Annotated in this window: 12 protein-coding genes and 1 pseudogene; 7 read left to right on the top strand and 6 right to left on the bottom strand. The window is 66.9% G+C overall.

Annotated features, from left to right (window positions below; genetic code table 11):
- The first annotated feature begins 13 nt into the window (after positions 1–13).
- Together CAG33_RS11515 and CAG33_RS11520 are read left to right on the top strand one after the other, a co-directional pair.
- Positions 14–1,381: a DUF1329 domain-containing protein gene (locus CAG33_RS11515; RefSeq protein ID WP_085631662.1), complete on the top strand. Its 1,368-nt coding sequence runs from the start codon at positions 14–16 to the stop codon at positions 1,379–1,381.
- 139 nt (positions 1,382–1,520) lie between these two features.
- Positions 1,521–4,076: a LuxR C-terminal-related transcriptional regulator gene (locus tag CAG33_RS11520; protein WP_085638457.1), complete on the top strand. Its 2,556-nt coding sequence runs from the start codon at positions 1,521–1,523 to the stop codon at positions 4,074–4,076.
- A gap of 47 nt (positions 4,077–4,123) precedes the next feature.
- Here the strand turns inward: CAG33_RS11520 and CAG33_RS11525 are convergent, their stop codons facing one another.
- Complete coding sequence (locus CAG33_RS11525; protein ID WP_085578690.1) at positions 4,124–4,918, bottom strand: IclR family transcriptional regulator; 795 nt, start codon at positions 4,916–4,918, stop codon at positions 4,124–4,126.
- 163 nt (positions 4,919–5,081) lie between these two features.
- On the opposite strand from CAG33_RS11525, the gene hmgA reads away from it, so the two are divergent.
- The 4 genes from hmgA to CAG33_RS11545 all read left to right on the top strand — a co-directional run bounded on the left by hmgA (position 5,082) and on the right by CAG33_RS11545 (position 9,867).
- The gene (hmgA, locus tag CAG33_RS11530; protein WP_085578692.1) at positions 5,082–6,377 is read left to right on the top strand and encodes a homogentisate 1,2-dioxygenase; all 1,296 of its coding nucleotides are present in this window, start codon (positions 5,082–5,084) and stop codon (positions 6,375–6,377) included.
- A 3-nt stretch (positions 6,378–6,380) separates the two neighbouring features.
- Positions 6,381–7,685, top strand: coding sequence for a fumarylacetoacetase (gene fahA / locus CAG33_RS11535; protein WP_085578694.1), 1,305 nt, complete (start codon positions 6,381–6,383; stop codon positions 7,683–7,685).
- A gap of 12 nt (positions 7,686–7,697) precedes the next feature.
- The gene (maiA, locus tag CAG33_RS11540; protein ID WP_085578696.1) at positions 7,698–8,333 is read left to right on the top strand and encodes a maleylacetoacetate isomerase; all 636 of its coding nucleotides are present in this window, start codon (positions 7,698–7,700) and stop codon (positions 8,331–8,333) included.
- Between the two features lie 163 nt (positions 8,334–8,496).
- Positions 8,497–9,867: an aromatic acid/H+ symport family MFS transporter gene (locus CAG33_RS11545; RefSeq protein WP_085638460.1), complete on the top strand. Its 1,371-nt coding sequence runs from the start codon at positions 8,497–8,499 to the stop codon at positions 9,865–9,867.
- A gap of 66 nt (positions 9,868–9,933) precedes the next feature.
- Here CAG33_RS11545 and CAG33_RS11550 read toward each other — a convergent pair whose 3' ends face one another.
- Positions 9,934–10,737, bottom strand: coding sequence for a SirB1 family protein (locus CAG33_RS11550; protein ID WP_085578700.1), 804 nt, complete (start codon positions 10,735–10,737; stop codon positions 9,934–9,936).
- A 184-nt stretch (positions 10,738–10,921) separates the two neighbouring features.
- Here CAG33_RS11550 and CAG33_RS11555 point away from each other — a divergent pair, with 184 nt between their 5' ends.
- Complete coding sequence (locus tag CAG33_RS11555; protein ID WP_085638463.1) at positions 10,922–11,941, top strand: Glu/Leu/Phe/Val dehydrogenase dimerization domain-containing protein; 1,020 nt, start codon at positions 10,922–10,924, stop codon at positions 11,939–11,941.
- Positions 11,942–12,111: 170 nt separating this feature from the next.
- Here the strand turns inward: CAG33_RS11555 and CAG33_RS11560 are convergent.
- The 4 genes and pseudogenes from CAG33_RS11560 to CAG33_RS11575 form a co-directional block, all read right to left on the bottom strand.
- Positions 12,112–12,369: pseudogene (locus CAG33_RS11560) on the bottom strand (YebG family protein); the annotation flags it as partial.
- Between the two features lie 175 nt (positions 12,370–12,544).
- On the bottom strand, positions 12,545–13,315 hold the full coding sequence (locus CAG33_RS11565; protein WP_085578706.1) for an SDR family NAD(P)-dependent oxidoreductase: 771 nt from the start codon (positions 13,313–13,315) through the stop codon (positions 12,545–12,547).
- A gap of 10 nt (positions 13,316–13,325) precedes the next feature.
- On the bottom strand, positions 13,326–14,474 hold the full coding sequence (locus CAG33_RS11570; protein WP_085638466.1) for an NADH:flavin oxidoreductase: 1,149 nt from the start codon (positions 14,472–14,474) through the stop codon (positions 13,326–13,328).
- The gene (locus tag CAG33_RS11575) at positions 14,471–15,709 is read right to left on the bottom strand and encodes an AfsA-related hotdog domain-containing protein (protein WP_085638539.1); all 1,239 of its coding nucleotides are present in this window, start codon (positions 15,707–15,709) and stop codon (positions 14,471–14,473) included. Before CAG33_RS11575 ends, CAG33_RS11570 begins: the two co-directional genes overlap by 4 nt.
- Positions 15,710–15,759 lie beyond the last annotated feature (50 nt).

Below are 15,759 nucleotides of genomic sequence, written 5' to 3' on the forward strand. Positions count from 1 at the left end.
AAGGATGAATCCGATGCGCAAGATGATTCTGCAGTGCGGCGCCCTGGCCTTGAGCCTCCTGGCGGCCAACGTGATCGCGGCGGTGTCGCCGGAAGAGGCGAACAAGCTCGGCACCAGCCTGACGCCGCTGGGGGCCGAGAAGGCCGGCAATGCCGACGGCTCGATTCCGGCGTGGACCGGCGGCATCCCGAAGAACGCCGGGGCGGTGGACAGCAAAGGGTTTTTGGCCGATCCGTTCGCCGGCGAGAAGCCGCTGTTCACCATCACCGCCGCCAACGTCGAGCAGTACGAGGGCAAACTGTCCGACGGCCAGGTGGCAATGTTCAAGCGCTACCCCGAAACCTACAAAATTCCGGTCTACCCGACCCACCGCACCGTCGCCGCGCCGCCGGAGATCTACGAGTCGGCCAAGCGCAGCGCGCTGAACGTGACCACCATCAACGACGGCAACGGCCTGGCCAACTTCACCGGCAACCGCTACTACGCCTTCCCGATCCCCAAGAACGGCGTCGAGGTGCTGTGGAACCACATCACCCGTTACCACGGCGGCAACCTGCGGCGGATTATCACCCAGGTGACGCCGCAGACCAACGGCAGCTACACGCCGATCCGCTTCGAGGAAGAGATTGCGGTGCCGCAGTTGATGAAGGATCTGGATCCGGAGAAGGCGGCCAACGTGCTGACCTTCTTCAAGCAGTCGGTGACCGCCCCGGCGCGGCTGGCGGGCAACGTGCTGCTGGTGCACGAGACCCTCGACCAAGTGAAGGAGCCGCGCCTGGCCTGGATCTACAACGCAGGCCAGCGCCGGGTGCGCCGCGCCCCGCAGGTGGCCTACGACGGGCCGGGCACGGCGGCGGACGGCCTGCGCACCTCGGACAACTTCGACATGTTCTCCGGGGCGCCGGACCGCTACGACTGGAAACTGATCGGCAAGAAGGAAATGTACATCCCCTACAACAGCTACAAGCTCGATTCGCCGAGCCTCAAGTACGACGACATCATCAAGGCCGGGCACATCAACCAGGACCTGACCCGCTATGAGCTGCACCGGGTCTGGGAGGTGGTCGGCACGGTCAAGCCGAGCGAGCGGCACATCTACGCCAAGCGCCACATGTACCTGGACGAGGACAGCTGGCAGGTGGCGCTGGTCGACCACTACGACGGCCGCGGCCAACTGTGGCGGGTGGCCGAGGGGCACGCCCAGTACTACTACGATCACCAGGCCCAGGCGTACACCCTCGAAGCGCTCTACGACATCATCGCCGGCCGCTACATCGCCCTGGGCATGAAGAACGAAGAGAAGCACAGTTTCGAGTTCGGCTTCGACGCCAAGGCCGCCGACTACACGCCGTCGGCCCTGCGTTCGGAGGGCGTCCGGTAACGGTCGCGATACACAAGGCGTACAAAAGGCGACCGGGCGGTCGCCTTTTTTATGGGGGCCGATCAGCCGCTTGAATACTTATCAACAAGCGCGCGGGACAGAGCTAGGGTGACGGCACAACGATAAGAAGGCTCGCACGATGACCGCCATGACGCCGTGTCTGGATCCGCCCCGTTTTCTGCCCAGGCTGTCTGCCCATCACCAGTTGCGCAGCCGTCTGAGCGGGCCGCTGCTGGAGACCACGGCACGCATCCGCTTGCTCTGCGCGCCGCCCGGCAGCGGCAAGACGGCGTTGATGAGCGAATGCCTGTTGCAGGTGCCGGCGGGCTGCACGGTGCATTGGCTGCCCTTGGCGGGCGCGGCGTTGTCCGTCGACGGGTTCTGCCGGCGGCTGGCCCAGGCGCTGGGCGCGCAGGGTTCGGACGAGGCTGCGCTCACCGAGGAACTGGCCCGCTGGCGGTCGCCGGCCTGGCTGATGATCGATGACTATTGCCGCCAGCCGGATCCGTTGCTGGACGCCTTGCTCGACCGTTTGCTGGCGGCCAGCGCCCCGACGCTGATCTGGTGGATCGGCACCCGCCGGCGTCCGTCCTGCAATTGGCCGCGCCTGCTGCTCGACGACGCGTTGCATGAGTGCGAGGCGGCGGCGCTGGCGCTCACGCCGCAGGAACTGGCCCCGGTGCTGCGGCACCTGCCGCCGGAGCAGGCGGGGCTGGCGGCCGAGCGCATCGTGCGGCGCACCGGCGGCTGGTGTGCCGGCGTGCGCATGGCGTTGCTGCAGAAATGCGACTGGTCGCAACGGGAACTGCCGCAGCAGCGTGCCGACACCTTGCTCGATTACCTGCAGCGCGAACTGTTCAGTGGCCTCACCCCCGAGCTGGCCGAAGCCTGGCGGGTGCTGGCGCATTTTCCACGGTTCAATGCCGGGCTCTGCGATCACTTGTTCGGCGCCGGGGAAGGCACTCAGTACCTGAGCGACTTGCAGGCGCTCGGTTGCTTCATCGAACCCTGGCAGGGCTCGGCCGACTGGCTGCAGGTGTTCCCGGCGCTGTCCCGGTTGATCATTGACGAGCACTGGCCCCAGGGGCGTTCGTGGCATCGGCGGGCCTGTCAGTGGTTCGCCGCCGAACAGGACTGGAAGTCGGCCTTCGAACAGGCGTTGCTCGCCGAGGAGTTCGAGGTGGCGGTCAGCCTGTTGCAGCATTTCACCTTCGAGCACCTGTTCGAGGACCGGGCCGTGGTGCTCCTGCTGAGCCTGCACGAGCGCCAGGGCGAGGCGCTGATGCTCGGCTCGCCGCAACTGATCGGCCTGATGACCGCCGCCTTGCTGTTTGCCGGGCGATTCAGCCAGGCGACGGCCTGGATCGGGCATCTGGGGCGCTTCCTTCCCCAACCGTCGGCGGTGCGCCAGCAGCAATTGATCGCCCGCTGGCAGGCGCAGCAAGGGTGGCTGCTGCACTTGCAGGGGCACATGGACGCCGCCCGCGAACATTTCGAGCAAGCGTTGGCGGCGTTGGCGGATGACGCCTGGCCGGCGCGCTTGCTGTGCCTGTCCGGGCAGACGCAACAGGCGCTGCTGTGCGCCGAGATGGACCGGGCGCAGGCGATCAACCGCGAGGCCCTGCGTCTGGCCCGGGCCTGCGGGTCACTGCTGTTCGAGGGCTTGCTTGAGCTCGATCACGCCCAATGGCTGGAGCAGCGCGGCGCGCCGGGACGTGCCGACAGCCTGTTGGCGCAGATGGAGCAATTGTTGAGCGCGCGGGACGAACGTCCGACGCCCTTGCTGGGGCGCATCGCCTTGCGGCGGGGGCGGTTGGCGCTGGGCATGGGGCAGCAGGCGCAGGCCGCCGAATGCTTCCGGCAAGGGCTGGACGATTGCCTGCGCAGCCACGACAAACGCGTGCTGTATGGCTTTCTCGGCCAGGCGCAACTGGCCGCCAACGGTGGGGACTATGCCCAGGCCTTCGAACGATTGCGCGACGCGGAACGGCTGATGCAGCAGCGGCAGATTCCGGACACGGTCTACCGCGGCGCGCTGCTGCAGGTCAGCAGCCATTTCTGGTTGCAGCAGGGGCGGGCGGAGCTGGCGTGCGAAGCCTTGAGCCGGGTGCTCAGGCACTATCGCGGCCCGCAGGCATTGCAGGCTCCGCCGGCGACGCTGGAGCTGATTGCGCGGATCGAGTATTTACTGATCCTCGCCATGGCCAGATCGCTGTCGGCACCGAGCGATGCGGCGGCGCAACTGGAAGGCCTGATGAACCGGGCGCAGGCGCGGGGCATGTGGGCGCTGTTCACCGAGCTGCAGCTGGCGACGGCCGAACTGTTGTGGCTGGAGGGTCGCCCGGCCGACGCGAAAGCGCGGCTGCACGAAGGGATGGACAGCGTGACCAAGTACCAGGGGCAGCAGGCGCTGAGCGAACTGCGCCTGCGCGTACCGGCATTGCTGCAGGCCTGCCACGAAGTGCGGGGTGAGGAAACCGACGCGCTGTCGGATCAGACAGGCACGTTGAGCCAACGGGAGCGGCAAGTCCTGAAGCTGATCGCGCTCGGCCATTCCAATCAACAGATTGCCGATGCGCTGTTCATTTCTCTGCACACCGTCAAGACCCATGCCCGGCGGATCAACGGCAAGTTGGGGGTTCAGCGCAGGACGCAAGCGGTGGCCAAGGCGAAGTCGACGGCGCTATGGCAATGAGCGGGCCAGCCTTTGCGGCGGCGGTGGCCGGATGCTGAAAGGCTGAGTCAACCCTTCAGGCCGTCGCCCTGATAGCCCATCCGCCAGCTCACGGCCCGCGCCGCCGCCAGCAACCGCCGGGCCGCCGGGCCGTTTTCGTCGGCGTGGAACAGCGAGGTCGGGCCGACGATGGTCAGCACGGCGGCGATCTGCCCGACCGCGTTGAACACCGGGGCCGACAGCGCGTCCACACCCGGCATCAGCAAGCCGTGCACGTGGTGCAGGCCCCGTGCGCGGATCTGCTGGCACAGGTCCGCATAAGCCTTCTCATCCGCCAGCGGATGCTCATCGACAGCGGTTTCCCGCTCGCGCAGTTCGTCGGTTTCGCGGTGCGGCAGGTAGGCGCTGAAGACCAGGCCGGTGGAGGAACTGAGCAGCGGCAGCACCGAGCCCAGTTGCGTCACCACCGTCACCGCCCGCACCGCCGGCTCGATGTGCACCACGGTTGCGCCCTGGTTGCCCCAGACCGCCAGAAAGCAGGTTTCGTTGAGTTCGTCGCGCAGTTCCGACAGCGGCAGGGCGGCGACCTTGAGCACGTCCATGCTGTTGAGGGCGGCCAGGCCCACGCGCAGCGCCTCGCGGCCCAGCCCGTAGTGGTTGGTGGCGGCATCCTGCTCGGCGAACCCCGAGGCGATCAACGCCTGCAGGTAGCGGTGCACCTTGCTCGCCGGCATCTGCACGTGCTCGGCCAGGCGCGACAGCGACGTGGCGGGCGACAGTTCGGCCAGCGCCTTGAGGATGTCGGTGCCGACCTCGGCGGAGCGCACTTTCTGTTTGCCGTTGCTGTCGCTGGTTTTTTCCATGGTGGCGCCGTGTCCCGGATCGAATGGGCGTCTTTATAGCTTGACGCTGGATAGCGAGCAAATTACGTTATGCGTAATCGAATTACGACAATAACAACCCCGGCGTGCCAGCACCTCTGATCCAGAGCGACGGGCCATGCCGACTCCCTGTTCAGGAGGCTCCATGAACCTCGATTCAGCCCTGGCGTACCAGTCGGGTTTCGGCAACGAATTCAGCAGCGAAGCGTTGCCGGGTGCTTTGCCCGTCGGCCAGAACTCCCCGCAGAAAGCCCCCTACGGCCTCTACGCCGAACTGTTTTCCGGCACCGCCTTCACCATGGCCCGCAGCGAAGCGCGGCGCACCTGGATGTACCGGATCAACCCGTCGGCCAATCACCCGGCGTTCGCCAAGCTGGAGCGGCAACTGGCCGGCGGCCCGTTGGGTGAGGTCACGCCCAACCGCCTGCGCTGGAACCCGCTGGACATTCCGTCCGCCCCCACCGATTTCATCGACGGCCTGGTGAGCATGGCCGCCAACGCCGGCGCCGAAAAACCGGCCGGCATCAGCATCTACAGCTATGCCGCCAACCGCTCGATGGAGCGGGTGTTCTTCAATGCCGACGGCGAGCTGCTGCTGGTGCCGCAACTGGGGCGCCTGCGCATCGCCACCGAACTGGGCGTGCTTGAGGTCGAGCCGCTGGAGATCGCCGTGCTGCCGCGGGGCCTGAAGTTCCGCGTCGAGCTGCTGGACGCCCAGGCCCGCGGCTACGTCGCCGAGAACCACGGCGCACCGCTGCGCCTGCCGGACCTGGGGCCGATCGGCAGCAACGGCCTGGCCAACCCTCGTGACTTCCTGACCCCGGTCGCGGCCTACGAGAACCTTCGGCAGCCGACCACCCTGGTGCAGAAGTTCCTCGGCCAGCTGTGGGGCGCCGAGCTCGGACACTCGCCGCTGGACGTGGTCGCCTGGCACGGCAACAACGTGCCGTACAAATATGACCTGCGCCGGTTCAACACCATCGGCACGGTCAGTTTCGATCACCCGGATCCGTCGATCTTCACCGTGCTGACCTCGCCGACCAGCGTGCACGGCCTGGCCAACCTCGACTTCGTGATCTTCCCGCCGCGCTGGATGGTGGCCGAGAAGACCTTCCGTCCGCCGTGGTTCCACCGCAACCTGATGAACGAGTTCATGGGCCTGATCCAGGGCGAGTACGACGCCAAGGCCGAAGGCTTCGTGCCCGGCGGCGCGTCCCTGCACAGCTGCATGAGCGCCCACGGCCCGGACGGCGAGACCTGCACCAAGGCCATCAACGCTGACCTCAAGCCTGCGAAGATCGACAACACCATGGCGTTCATGTTCGAGACCAGCCAGGTGCTGCGCCCGAGCCGTTTCGCCCTCGACTGTCCGCAACTGCAATCCAATTACGACGCCTGCTGGGCTACGCTGCCTGTCACGTTCGACCCGACCCGGAGATAACCCATGACTCAGACTTCCATCGCCCGCAGCTGGGTCGCCTCGGCCAACGGCCACGCGGACTTCCCGCTGCAGAACCTGCCGCTGGGCGTGTTCAGCGCCGACGGTTCGGCCCCGCGCAGCGGCGTGGCCATCGGCGACCGCATTTTCGACCTGGAGGCGGCGCTGGACGCCGGCCTGTTCGAAGGCGCCGCCCGCGCGGCGGCCGAAGCCACCCGCGGCGGCCAGTTGAACGCCTTCTTCGCCCTCGGCCGCGAGGCGCGGGTCGCCCTGCGCGCACGCCTGCTGGAGCTGTTCAGCGAAGGCAGCGCCCTGCAGGCGAAGATCGAAGCCCCGGGCGCCAAGCTGCTGCCGCTGGCTGCCGACTGCCAGATGCACCTGCCGGCGCGGATCAGCGACTACACCGACTTCTACGTCGGCATCGAGCACGCGCAGAACGTCGGCAAGCTGTTCCGCCCGGACAACCCGCTGCTGCCCAACTACAAGCACGTGCCGATCGGCTACCACGGCCGGGCGTCCACCGTCCGCGCCTCCGGCACCGATGTGCGCCGTCCGAAAGGGCAGACCCTGCCGGCCGGCGCCAGCGAGCCGACCTTCGGCCCTTGCGCCCGCCTGGACTACGAACTTGAGCTGGGCATCTGGATCGGCCAGGGCAACGAGATGGGCGAGCCGATCGCCATCGGCGACGCCGCCGAGCACATCGCCGGTTTCTGCCTGCTCAACGACTGGTCGGCCCGCGACATCCAGGCCTGGGAATATCAGCCGCTGGGGCCGTTCCTGTCCAAGAGCTTCATCACCAGCGTCTCGCCGTGGGTGGTGACCGCCGAAGCGCTGGAGCCGTTCCGCACCGCGCAGCCGGCGCGTCCGCAAGGTGACCCGCAGCCACTGCCGTACCTGCTCGACAATCGGGATCAGGCCGGCGGCGCGTTCGACATCGAACTGGAAGTGCTGCTGCTCACCGAGGCCATGCGCGAGCAGAACCTGCCGGCCCACCGCCTGACCCTGAGCAACACGAAATACATGTACTGGACCGTCGCACAGATGGTCGCCCACCACAGCGTCAACGGCTGCCAGCTGCAGGCCGGCGACCTGTTCGGTTCGGGCACCTTGTCGGGGCCGGAAAGCGGCCAGTTCGGCAGCCTGCTGGAGATCACCGAGGGCGGCAAGAAACCGGTCGAGCTGGCCACCGGCGAAGTGCGCAAGTTCCTTGAGGACGGTGACGAAATCATCCTGCGCGCCCGTTGCGCCCGTGACGGTTTCGCCTCCATCGGCTTCGGCGAGTGCCGGGGCAAAGTGCTGGCGGCACGCTGACAGGAGCGGCTCATGGATCTCTACACTTACTACCGTTCCACCTCGTCGTACCGGGTGCGCATCGCCCTGGCGCTCAAGGGGCTCGACTACCGGGCGCTGCCGGTCAACCTGATCGCGCCGCCGGGGGGCGAGCACCGGCAACCGGCGTACCTGGCGATCAATCCGCAGGGCCGTGTGCCGGCCTTGCGCACCGATGACGGCGAGCTGCTGATCCAGTCGCCGGCGATCATCGAGTACCTGGAGGAACGTTATCCACAGGTGCCGCTGCTGCCGGAAAACCTTGCCGCCCGCGCCCACGTGCGCGGCGTGGCGTCGGTGATCGGCTGCGACGTGCATCCGCTGCACAACGTCAGCGTGCTCAACCGGCTGCGTCAGTCGGGTCACGACGAATCCCAGGTGACGGAGTGGATCGGCCACTGGATCGGCCAGGGGCTGGCGACGGTGGAGCAACTGATCGGCGACGAAGGCTTCTGCTTCGGCGAATGGCCGTGCCTGGCTGACGTGTACCTGATCCCGCAGCTGTACGCCGCCGAGCGCTTCAACGTCGCGCTCGACGCTTACCCGCGCATCCGCCGGGTGGCGGCGTTGGCCGCTGCGCATCCGGCGTTCGTCAAGGCCCATCCGGCGAACCAGCCGGACACCCCTTGAGGCCTGGCGCCGCTCAGCCGTAGGCGCCGATCTGCTGGCAATCGCGACCTGTCGGATTCATCCGGGATGACTGACATGCCGCCATCGCCAGCAGGCTGGCTCCCACAAGTAACACCGGTTCTGTCGCAGCAAACAACCATAAGAACAAAACAGGTACCTTGCGATGCACAACCAGATTGCCAGCTTCCGGGCGGCGCTCGACGCCCGTCCTGTGTCCCGTTTCCAGTGGTCGCTCCTGATCCTGCTCGCCTTGCTGCTGGTCACCGACGGCTACGACGCCCAGGTGCTCGGCTATGTGGTGCCGGCGCTCGCCCAGGACTGGGGGCTTGAGAAAGCCGCGTTCGGCCCGGTGTTCAGCGCCAACCTGCTCGGCCTCACCCTGGGGTCGCTGGCCGTGACGCCTTTGGCCGACCGCTTCGGCGTGCGGCGGATCCTGCTGGCCTGCGTGCTGATCTACGCCAGCCTGACTGTGCTGATGATGTTCGCCGATTCCCTGGACACCCTGATGGTCGCGCGCTTCATCTGCGGGATCGGCATGGGCGGGGCGATGCCCAGCGCCATGGCGCTGATGTCCGAATATTCACCGCCGCGCCTGCGCACCTTGATGGTGACACTGGCCGCCTGCGGTTTTTCGTTCGGCGGCGCTGCGGGCGGGTTCGTCGCCGCCGGCTTCATCGACCGCTTCGGCTGGCAGGCGGTGTTCCTCGCCGGGGGCGTGACGCCATTGCTGCTGTTCCCGTTCCTGTGGTGGCTGTTGCCCGAATCGCTGCCGCGGCTGCTGCGCGATGCGCCGCCTTACGCACGCCTGCGCAAGGTCACTGCGCGGATGCTCCCGGACTGGCAACCGCCGGTGGCGTCCGTTGAACAGAACGAGCGCGAGCAGGGCAGCAAGCTGACCGTGGTCGAGCTGTTCCGCAACGGCTATGCACGGCCGACGCTGCTGATCTGGTCGACCTTTTTCGTCAGTCTGATCCTGCTGTATTTCATGATCAGCTGGCTGCCGTCGCTGCTGCTGGAAAGCGGGCTGGCGCTCAAGGAGGCGAACCTGGTGACGTCGATGTTCCTGTTCGCCGGCACCGTGGGGGCGATCTGCATGGCCTGGTTCGCCGACCGCCTCAAGCGCAAGGTGCGCCTGCTGTCCGGCGTGCTGGCCGGGGCGGCGTTGTGCACGGTGCTGCTGGGGCTCAACCACGACAATCCCCGCTATCTGGTGGCGTTCGTCTTTGCGGCCGGGTTCTGCATCATCGGCGGGCAACTGACGCTCAACGCCTTCGCCAGCAACTTCTACCCGGCGCACGTGCGCGCCACCGGCACCGGCTGGGCGCTGGGGGTCGGGCGCTTCGGTTCGATCCTAGGACCGCTGTTCGGCAGCCTGCTGTTGGCGATGCACATTCCGGTGCAGCAGATTTTCTTCTTCTGTGCGGTGCCGGCGGTGATCGCCGCACTGCTGATCATCCAGGTGCGCTCGCCCGCCGAGCCCACCCGATCAGATGTGGGAGCCCGCCTGCTGGCGAAGAACGATAACGCGGTTTGACTGACAGTCCGCGGCGCCTGGAATCGCCAGCAGGCTGGCTCCCACAAAGGCTTGCGCCTATAGGGTTCAGTGGACGATGGCGTTGGGCGGCAGGTGGCCCAGGCGTTCGGTCAGGCGCAGCCGCTGGATCGGGTCGTCGCTGAGCAGCAGCGCACGCTCCAGGTCGAAGCGCTCGGCGTTGGGGCAGTCGAGGCGCTGGTACAGGCTGGCGCGGGCCAAGTAGTCGGCGGCGTTGGCGTTGCCCAGTTCGAGCACGCGTTCGGCGTCGATCAGGGCGGCGATGAAGTCGTCGTGGGTCAGGTGCAGCTGGCGCAGGTTGCGCGACAGGCGCTGCAGCATCTGCAGCGGCTCGGCGGTCTGCAGGTGCTCGGCGTTCAGTTTCATCTCAGGCCCGTACTGGCGGTGCAGCAGGTCGCGGCAATCGTTGGGGTAGAGCCGACGTCCGCCGCAGGGGTCGAGCAAATGGTCGGCGCCAGGCACCCGCAGCAGGAAGTGCCCGGGAAAGTTGACGCCGGCCAACGGGATGCCCAGCCCGCGGGCCAGCTCCAGGGCGATCAACGCCAGGGCCAGCGGCTGGCCGCGACGGGTCTGCAGCACCTTGTGCAGCAACGCCGCCTGGGGGCGCAGCGGCGAGAAGTCGTCCTGGGCGAATCCCAGGTCGTTCATCCGCCGCAGCAGCGGCTGTGCCAGTTCGCCGGCCGGCAGCATCGGCAGGCCGGCGCCGACCTTTTGCTGCAGCTCTCTGAAGTCCCGCAGCAGTGCTTGGGGATCGACGCCGTTGTCGTGTTCGGCCGCGATCCACAGCGCGGCTTCGAACAGCGCGGGCGGCGAACGGTACAGGCAGTCGAAGAAACGTTGGCGCGGGTTCATCACAATCTCCGTCGGATGCCTCGTTGTAGCCCCGTCCTCGCCATTCGTCCAGTGCGCCGCCGCTCTGGCGCCGGGTTATGCCGCGAAGCATCGGCGCACGCCTGCGCTTATTCCGGCGCGCTTCAGCAATTTTCAGGCGCAAGCCTATACTGGCGACTACCGCAAGTGATTCGGGAGCCCGTCGATGTTCGCTCTCATGCAAAGCACTCGCCTGGAATCGCTGCACCTCAGCGTCGACCCGCAATCCGGGTTGAAGGCGGTGATTGCCATCCACAACAGCCGCCTGGGGCCTGCCTTGGGCGGGTGCCGTTACTTGGCCTACCCCAACGACGAGTCCGCGGTCGAGGACGCCGTGCGCCTGGCCCGGGGCATGAGTTACAAGGCCGCCCTGGCCGGCCTGGCCCAGGGCGGGGGCGTGGCCGTCATCGTGCGACCGGCCCATGTGGAAAACCGCGCCGCGCTGTTCGAGGCCTTCGGCCGCTGCATCGATCAGTTGGACGGCCGCTACATCACTGCCATCGACAGCGGCACGTCGGTGGCGGACATGGACTGCATCGCCCAGCACACCCAGCACGTCACCAGCACCACGTCCGCCGGCGACCCGGCGCCCCATGCCGCGATGGGCGTGTTCACCGGCATCCGCGCCACGGCCATGGCGCGGCTGGGCAGCGACAACCTCGAAGGCCTGCGTGTGGCGATCCAGGGGCTGGGCAATGTCGGCTTCGCCCTGGCCGAGCAACTGCACGCCGCCGGTGCGGAGCTGCTGGTCTGCGACATCGACCACGGCAAGGTGCAGTTGGCGATGGAGCAGCTCAACGCCCATCCGATCGCCAACGACGCGCTGCTCAGCACCCCGTGCGACATCCTCGCGCCGTGCGGCCTGGGCGGCGTGCTCAACAGCCACACCGTGCCGCAGCTGCGCTGTTCGGCGGTGGCGGGCTCGGCGAACAACCAGTTGTCGCACCTGGACATGGCCGACCAGCTGGAGCGGCGGGGCATCCTGTACGCGCCCGACTACGTGATCAACGCCGGCGGGCTGATCTACGTCTCGCTCAAGCACCGGGGCGAGGAATTGCCCACCATCACCGCGCACCTGTCGAAGATCAGTTCGCGGCTGACCGAAGTGTTCGCCCACGCCCAGGCGGAAAAGCGCTCCCCGGCGCGGGTGGCCGACGAACTGGCGGAAAGGGTGCTCTACCGTTGAAGCTTGGGTTTGCCCGGACATGAAAAGGCCCCCGGACCGTTCGGTCCGGGGGCCTTGTTCAATTCGGGCTGCGGTTACTTGGCGGCCTTCGCTGCCTTGACCGGCTTGGCCGGCGTCTCCACCGGTTCGGCCGCTTCGCTCGGTTCGGCCTCCGGGGCTTTCCCGGCGGGCGCCGCCGGCGCGTTGATCAGTTCCGACAGCGCATCGGGCTGGCTCTTGAACGCCTTGGCGAACACGTCGCGGTTCTTCGCCATGTAGATCCCGACTTCTTCCACTTGCTGCTCGTTCAACGACGGAACAGCCTTCTGCAACACTTCGGACAGCAGTTCCGCCAGTTCGAGCATCTTGTCATGACGGTCAGCTTCGGCTTTATCCATGAACAAGCGCTCCAGGTCTCGGCTGCTGCGGTATACCACTTCGACGGCCATTCACCACCTCACATGCCTTCACGTTGGTTGTACTGTATCTATATACAGCGAAAAGGATAGGCGAATCCCTTCGCTTTGGGTAGTGGCTTTTCAATGTAGACCGGATCCGGTGATTTTCCCGGGCGCAAACGCAACGACCCGCCGTGGGCGGGTCGTCGGGCAGGAAGGGGCCGGGTCAGAACTTGCCGCTGGCGTACCCTCCGTCGATGGGCATGATCACGCCGGTGACGTAGGACGACTGGTCGCTGAGCAGCCAGAGCACCGCGTTCGCCACTTCGTCGGCGGTGCCGAAGCGCTTCATGGAGGTGACGTTGATCTTGCGCTGGGTGTTCTCCGGCGCGGCCTGCAGGCGGGCCTCGCTGTTCATGCCGCCGAGGATCGGGCCGGGGGCCACCGCGTTGACGCGGATGCACCCGCCGTCCGCCAGCCGGGCGTTTTCGATGGACGCCACCTGCGTCATGCCGTTGATCGCCTGCTTGCTGGCGACATAGGCCACCTGGCCGCCGATCGGCACCACGCCGGCGCAGGACGACGTATTGACGATGGAGCCCCGGCCCTGGTCGAGCATCAGCCGCAGTTCATGGCGCAGGCTGTGGTAGGTGCCGTTGACGTTGATGCTCATCACTTTCGCCCAGTCGTCCGGGCACGACTCCGCCACGGCGCCGTAGCGGGCCGTCACGCCGGCGTTGTTGAAGGCGCAGTCGAGCCGGCCGTAGAGGGTGCGGATGCGCCCGAAGGCCTGTTCGACCTGCGCCGGGTCGGCGACGTCGCACGGGATGAAGCGGCAACGCTCGCCCAGCCGGTCCGCCACCTGCGCCCCCTTTTCCTCGTCCCGGCCGAACACGATCACTTCGGCTCCGGCCTTGATCAGGCGTTCGCTGACGGCTTCGCCGATCCCGCTGGTCCCGCCTGTCACCAGGCACACTTTTGCTGTGAAGTCGTACATGGTCACGTCCTTATGCCAACGAAGGCCTCAAGTATTTGGGGTTCACGCAGCAATACACCCGGTCCAGGCGCGGATTGCTCTTGTCGCTGAAGCACTGGCTGTCCCAGCGGCATTTGTGGATCTCGGCCGAACGGCCCTGCAGGGTCTTGTTGATCAGGTCGTTGTCGGCGAACAGCGCGCGGGACATCCCCACCCAGTCGCACACGCCTTCGCCCAGCAGGCGTTCGGCCTTGTCCAGGCCGTCGGTGAACCCGGCGTAGCCCACCGGCACCGTCGACACGGCCCTGATCGCCTTGACCCCGGCCTGCAGGTAGTCGTCCATGGCCGAGGAGTGATGGATCAACTGGCCGAAGGTCGCGCCGATGCACATCGAGCATTCCAGCGCCGCCACGCCGGCCTGGCAGAGGGCCTGGACGGTTTCTTTGATGTCCGGGTATTGCAGGCCCTCGTCACCCAACTGGTCGTCGATGCCCAGCCGGATGGTGACGATCAACTTGCCCTGGGTGCGCTCGCGGATGGCGCGGACCACGTCGAGCAGCAGGCGCGCGCGGTTTTCCTGGTTGCCGCCGTAGCGGTCCGTGCGCTTGTTGGTGTGGGGCGACAGGAAGCTGCTCAGCAGGTAGCCGTTGGACGCCTGCAACTGCACCAATTGCGCACCGTTGATCCAGGCCAGCCAGGCCGAGTGGGCGAACTGCTCGATCACCTGGGCGATGTCCGCTTCGTCCATGACCCGCACCCGGTAATCCGGATCGAGCTTGGACACCCGCGGACAAGGCACGCCGCTGGGCGTCAGCACGGGCACCCCGGTGTTGGTCGTGGTGCCCTGGCCGCCGTAGTGCTGGAGCTGGACGCCCACCGGAGTGCCGACGCGTTCGGCCATCTCGAACATGGCCTTGAGCGATTCGCCCTGGTGCGGCTCGAACAGGGCCAGGCCGGTGCTTTGCAGGCGCGACTGGGGCGACACCGTGGCGTTGCACAGGAACGCCATCGAGCAGCCGCCCTCCATGATGCCCTGGTAGAACTCGACCATGGCGGGCGTCACGCAGCCGCTGCGGTCGGCCAGGTCTACGCCCATCGAGGCGAAGAACAGCCGGTTGCGCAGCGTCAGCCCGCCCTTCAGGTGCAGCGGTTCGAGCACGTTGGGGTAGTGGACGGTCATGGCTCTGTCCTCTGCTCGGGCATCGCCGACGTCGGGTTCAGGTTCATCCACAGCGGTTGCCCGAACTCGGCGGGCGCCACGGTTTCCTCATGGGAGAAGTAGGTGAACTGCTTGAGCACCTCCCGCCACTTGAACCGCAGCTGGGAATCCAGCTCCGCCAGCTGCAGCCGCAGCAGTCCGTTCGTCGAGGCCGCGTGGGCCCTGACGGTCTGCACCGGCAGGCAGACCATGCCTTCGTTTTCCAGGTACAGGTACGCGTGGCCCTGTGCGGGAGCGTCGATCGGGCTGTCGCTGCGCACTTGCAGGCCGCCCATCGACAGCAGCTCCAGACGTCCGGTCAGGTGGCGGCCGGACTCCAGGCGCACCAGCACTTCCTGGCGGATGCCCTTGAGCGGCCGGAACCACAGGGACGGGTCGATTTGGATGTTCCGCATGCGCTTGAACACGGGCATCTTGATGACTTCGCCGTGGAGCCGGATGTCGGCCACCAGTTCGCCGCGCTGGTAGAACCGCGCGCGCTTGTCGACCTTGCGCGCCCGGGCCGGCGCGAGCCCGTCGTAGTCGCCCACCAGCACGTCGACCTGGAAGGACGACTCGGTGTAGCGGGGGAAGCTGGATATCAGGTCGACGATGGAGATCGACACCTCGCCCCGGGCATAGCCGCTGTGCTCGTAGAAGTGCGCGTACATGGCCTGCCGGGCGACTTCGATCAGCATCAGGCCGGGCACGTGCTCGTGGTGCTTGCGGTAGAAGAAGTAGTTGGCGGTGTCGTTGAACAGGGTGAAGCACTGCAAGCCTTGCTGCGGACAGCCGTCCAGCTGCTTGAGCACGTCATGCACCCGCCGCTTCTGGCCGACGTCCAGCGGCGCCTCGCAGCCCGGCAACTGCGCCAGTTTGGCTTCGGTGCTTTCCGGTATCCAGACGCCCGTCAGGATCAGGTGGTCGGTGGCCTTCTCGTAATGGAGCAGCAGCTCCGGGAGTTCCGCCGACAGGCCGGCCTGCTCCAGCTCGTCCAGGCCGACCACCGTCGGCAGCGAGCGCAGCACCAGCCGGTCGCTGTCGGCGCGGTACGCCAGGTCCACGGCCTCGCTCTGCGCCGGCCCCAGGTTCGCCCGTGCGACGATCCCGGCATCCAGCCAGGCCGGCAGCAGGTGGCGGGCGTCGTATATCAGCACGTCGTCATCGTGGCCCTTGTGCACGATGTCCTTTGCGACTTTCCTTTCCATGTCGATCATGATCATCCCTCAGTGTTGAACGTAGGTTTTCGGCAGTTGCTATCCATGTC

The organism is Pseudomonas sp. B3(2017), from assembly GCF_002113595.1.
GTDB classification, from domain to species: Bacteria; Pseudomonadota; Gammaproteobacteria; order Pseudomonadales; family Pseudomonadaceae; genus Aquipseudomonas; species Aquipseudomonas ekonensis.